This window comes from Pseudoalteromonas prydzensis, assembly GCF_011050055.1.
GTDB classification, from domain to species: Bacteria; Pseudomonadota; Gammaproteobacteria; order Enterobacterales; family Alteromonadaceae; genus Pseudoalteromonas; species Pseudoalteromonas prydzensis_A.
The window spans coordinates 1-5,138 of the sequence record NZ_DRGM01000006.1; the positions used below are offsets into that span (position 1 = coordinate 1).

The window sequence follows — 5,138 nt, forward strand, 5'->3', positions numbered from 1 at the left end:
ATAGTAAAAAACTCGCTTTTAAGCGCGCAGAGCGAGCGCTTTTGTATAAAAATTTAGGCTTTTATTCACTGTTACCCAGTGCATTAGTGTTTGGCTTTTGTTTTATTGCTGATATTAATACTTTGATAAGCCTTGGTGTTTTGGTCGTATTTTCTGGCTTGGTAACTTTATCGTATCAGCGTTATGGTTATTACATGCATGAGGATAATGGCCGATTTTACATGGTTGTACGCAAAGGTATGATTGGGGTTCATTACCGTGTTTTTGAGCTTTATAAAGCGCAAAGTGCACGCAGTATAAGTACCTACTTAATGAGAAAATCAGGCTTAAAAAGCCTGTATATACAACTTGCTTCAGGCTTTGCATTTATGCCCTACATAAAGCAGCAAGATGCTGACTTTATTATTGATTTTACAATCAAACAGATTGAGTCAGATACCCGCAGCTGGATGTAAACTCCCCTAATAAAACATGTGTAAATACACATTTGCACATGCTTTATTACACTTTCTTACTGCCCATGAAAGACATTTAATAATACCCTAGATGGTATTAAGGAATTCTTTTAGGGACGCTCATGAAAAAAACACTCATCGCATCAGCTTTATTACTAGCAGCACCAAGCTTTGCAGCCGATTGGCAAACTATTCATACTGAACATTTCAACATTCACTACAGTGTTGAGCATGCTGATTTTGCTAAATCAACTGCAGCAGAGCTTGAAATAGTTCGCACCAAAGTGTTTGAGCAGCAAAACCGAGCACTTGATAAAACAGTTGATGTAGTGGTGTTTGATCCCCTAAATGCAGCAAATGGCTTTGCGCTACCTACCTCAAGTAACCCTGTGATGGCACTTTTTACTACGCCACCACAATCTGACACAGTTATATCAAACAGCTCTGGCTGGCAGCAGTTACTTGTACTGCATGAATATATTCACTTAGTGCATTTAGCACAGCCTACACGCAATGACTGGCAGCAAAAAGTACGTGGCATATGGGATCTATACGACTTAACTTACAGTGATACACCGCGCTGGGTAGCCGAAGGTTATGCCACATTGATTGAGTCTAAAATGACGGGCCGTGGGCGTTTATTTGATAACTACTCAGAGTCAATACTGCGAGAATTTGCTCAGCAAGGTGCTTTGCCAACCTATGGGCAATTAAATGGCGAGCAGGGCTTTATGGGCGGCTCAATGGCTTACTTAATGGGTAGCCGCTTTTTAAATTGGCTAGAGCAAAACTATTCAGAGCAAACACTCGATAGTGTTTGGACGCGAATGCAAGGCGTAAAAACGCGTGATTTTGATGAGGCATTTAGCGGTGTGTTTGGGCAAAGTGCAGCCAAGCTATATCGCCGATTTATAGCTGAATATACCTATAAAGCAATGCAAATAGAGCAAGGGGAGCCGTTACTTAATAGTGAACTTTGGCTTGAGCTTAACTTATATGCAAGTAACCCAGCACTTTCAAAAGATGGTAGTAAAATTGCGATTGTTGAGCGAGATATAGAGAGTAATACCAAGCTTATAATTTATAGCACGGATGACAACATTAAAGCGCAAGAAGAGTTTACTAAAGCGCAAAAAGAGCTACTCGAAAACGATGCACAAGATATTCCAGATACAGCGCCCAGTGTGTTTAAGCGCGAACAAAAACAAGTGCTTAATCAAATTAACCGAGCAGGTATTGCAAATCCTCAATGGGTAAATAGCACAACGTTGTATTTCAATGCGTACAGCAATGAAGAGTCGGGTATTTATAACAAAGTGTCTGACATATTTAGCTATAACACTGACACTGGGAATATTACACAGCTTACAGAACTTGCTGGTATACGACGATTTAGCGTAACCAGTAACGGTGAAACCTTGTATGGCGAGCAAATAAGAGATGGTTACTCTGAATTAGTGAGGGTTGATCTTAATACGCAAACCATCACACCATTATTTACAAAAAGCCTTGAGACAACTTACGATTACCCAATTCTCAGTCCTGATGAAACTAAATTGGCTTATTTATCAACGTCATTAAATGAAAATTGGCAATTGTATATACAAGGCATAAACGGCGAGCAACAGCTATCAGTACCTATGCCAAACGGGTATCAATATTTAAGTCAGCCAAGCTTTAGCCATAATGGCGAGTCACTTTACTTTGTTGCAGGTTTAAATAGCGCCACCGATATTTATAACTACAACATAGAGAGTAAAACACTCACCAAGTTAACCCAAGGGCAAGAGGCCGTTGCCCACCCAATTGAAATGGCTGATGGCTCGTTACTCTATTTTTCGATAACCGCAGATGGGCCAAATGTAAAAACACTGCCAAAAGCTATAAAAAGCACTGTAGTTACTGAGTTTGCAGCTAACAAAAAAGCACCGCTGCTAATAGTAAACGACCATACACTTCCAAAAGCTAAAATATATAAGCACGAAACTACAGAGCAAACAAATTACAACGTGCTCGACCAGCACGCTACTTTCGCGATTGGCTCTCAGTATTATTCAGCTTCTACCAGTTTGTTAGATTTAAGCATTAAAAGTAGCGACTTATTAAAGCAGCTCGACTTACAGGCGGGGTATAGCACTGATTTACACGATGGGGCATTGCACGGTGGTTATGTGCAGGCAAAATATAATGCGCTTGATGTAAAACTGAAACTTGCACTGTTTGACTATGATTTAGATACATCGCGCCAGTATGAGCAAAGTCTAAGTGCAGACATGGATGCCCGTGGTGGTTTTGCCGCAATAAGTTACCCCGTTAAATTTGGGCAGTTAAGTTTAACGCCAGAGCTTGCCTACAATTACACTGATTATAGGCAAAGCCATAAAAATTGGACGCGTTTAGGCATTGCTCAAAATTGGCAATATGATCGTCAAGATTTTGCAATAGGGCAAAGTCTTTATGCCAGTTGGTACGATGGCAGTAGTAAGAGCAATAGTTGGCAAGGTTACGATTTAGCCGCCAAACTTTTTGGTAAAGCGTTTGGTATTCCTCTTTATGCAAACTTTGATCAAAAACAACGTGATGACAGGAGCCTTGCATTAGGTGGCTTTAGCTCAAATCTTATTAATCAGCAGCAAAATAGTGAATATGTACTTTCATCTGAGCTGCCTTTTTACAGTGCAACTGCAAAGCGCTATCAAGGCTACGGTGGCGGCTTTAGCTTTAAAGAAGGTATGCCGTGGCTTTATTATAAGCAACATCAACTCGACGACACCGTATACGCACAAAGCTACGGCTTAAAATACCAAGGTGATTTTAGTTTTGGAATGGGGCCTGCAGGCGTAAATGATTTAACATTTAATATGGGACTGTCGCGAGTAGAAGGCGACAGTTTTGAAGATGAAATGCGTGCTTGGCTGAGCTTTTATTATTCGTTATAAATATTAATTGGCTAAGTTACTTATCCATTTGCAAGGATAGTAACTTAGCTTGATATACATCGAGTTTTTGATTATCACGTTCTAGTTCAATTGCTTTCTCAAGTAAGGTTTGTGTTTGTTTAATATTACCTTGTTGATAGCGAACTTTTGCGAGTTCCAAGTATAGCTCAGCAATGTAAGGCGCTTTAGTAATCGCTTGCTCAAGGTGTGCTTTAGCCTGATGAGCGTGGCCAGCTTGTAAGTTGTTTTTAGCGATCACTAGTAATTCGTATGGGTCTTTTTCTTTATTAACTAATTGTGAGGTGAGCTCTTTAACAAGCTCTTTGTCGCCTAACTCTTCAGCTAAAAGCTGATAGTTGCTGATTAAATTAATATTTATTTCGTTATTACTAAGTGCTGTTTGATAGATGTTTTTAGCGCTTTGTAAATCACCAGCTCGACGATGTAAAATACCAGCTATGTTAAATAGTTCTGCATCATTTGGTGTAAATTTATTCGCTTGTAAAATAAGAGAGTAAGCAATATCAAGCTGTTTGTCTGCTAGTGCTGTGGCAGCTAAATTACTATAAAACTTAGAAACTAAATCGTTATAGTCTGCGCTGCTTGAATAAAAACTGCGATTGGTAGGGAAGTAATCAATTAAGGTACCCGCTCTGAAAAACTCAATAATATTATCATCTTTTTTCTCTACTTTTGGAGCATATACTTTTGTTCTAAAGTGATTAGCGACATAAACAACATTATTTTCTTTTGCGTATATGGGCTTACTTGTAACTTCTTGAAAGCTTGTTTCTAACCCAAGAGCTTGTGCGTAGCTTTGCGTTAAAATGGCTAAACTAATGCAATTACCTTGCGAACGCTTTAAGGTTTGAGCTGAAGTAAGTGTATCGCCATGGTATTTAAAGTTAGCTATCTGGCTTTCGAGGTAGTTGTAAATTATGCGGTCATCACGGATGTGGGATAGCTTTTGGTTTTCGGCGTAAGCTAAAAACATTTCTTTTTCAGCATCCGGTAACTCAAAAATACTGTGCTCAGAAGGTGTGTCGAGTTCATTAAACAAAGAATGGTTTAATAGTTGTTCAAGTCCTACTTGTTGTTCTACTTGCTGAACCTTGGTTGTGTTACATCCAATTAAAAATAAAAAGGTAATACTAATAACTATTTTGATAAATATCATAACCCACTCCTTTGTTAATTTTTACATTACAATGTGGTGGGTTTTTAATCAAGCCCTTGCTGTGCTGCGTTTATTAAAACGGTTTTTTTGTGAATGTTTTTTACGTCTACGGCGAGTAAACCATAAGTAAAAACCAGTACCTGCTAGCCACACTGGGCTCAAACCAATTACGCACCACAGTATTTTACTTATTAGCCCTGCAAAGTAGCCAAAATGAAGCTTTCTAAAACTATCAATTACTTGCCAGCCAATGCCTACTTCGCGAATATCCCAGTTAGTTAAATGTTCGCCTGTTTGCTTGTCGTAACTAACTGTATTAGCGTATTCGCTTGTAAGCGGGTTGCTTGTGTCTACTTCGCCAAATAAAGTAATATTTTCGTCAGGCTCTAGTGGCATAACTAAAAACGTACCGTTAAAAGTGGGGATTTGTTTTTTACTGTCATCAAGTATGTGTTGAAAAGAAATATCGCTGCTGTGTAAGTTTTTGGTTAGTACAAAGTGCTCTTCTTCAGCGTGTTCAATAACTTCGTGATACCACACCGCCCAGTTAAAGTAGCCACCTGTGAT

The 5,138-nt window shown here is 39.0% G+C and carries 3 protein-coding genes and 1 pseudogene; 2 read left to right on the forward strand and 2 right to left on the reverse strand.

Annotation, left to right across the window (positions count from 1 at the left end; genetic code table 11):
* A pseudogene (locus ENH88_RS00345) lies at nt 1–455 on the forward strand (stress protein); the annotation flags it as partial.
* 122 nt (nt 456–577) lie between these two features.
* The gene (locus tag ENH88_RS00350) at nt 578–3,394 is read left to right on the forward strand and encodes a TolB family protein (RefSeq protein ID WP_304178286.1); all 2,817 of its coding nucleotides are present in this window, start codon (nt 578–580) and stop codon (nt 3,392–3,394) included.
* A gap of 16 nt (nt 3,395–3,410) precedes the next feature.
* On the opposite strand, the gene ENH88_RS00355 is transcribed toward ENH88_RS00350, so the two are convergent.
* Together ENH88_RS00355 and ENH88_RS00360 are read right to left on the reverse strand one after the other, a co-directional pair.
* Nucleotides 3,411–4,571 carry a tetratricopeptide repeat protein gene (locus ENH88_RS00355; RefSeq protein ID WP_304178288.1) on the reverse strand — a complete coding sequence of 387 codons (1,161 nt, stop codon included), beginning with the start codon at nt 4,569–4,571 and terminating at the stop codon, nt 3,411–3,413.
* A gap of 48 nt (nt 4,572–4,619) precedes the next feature.
* Nucleotides 4,620–5,138 (reverse strand): PepSY-associated TM helix domain-containing protein (locus tag ENH88_RS00360; RefSeq protein ID WP_304178290.1); only part of this gene is annotated, 519 nt, incomplete at its 5' end.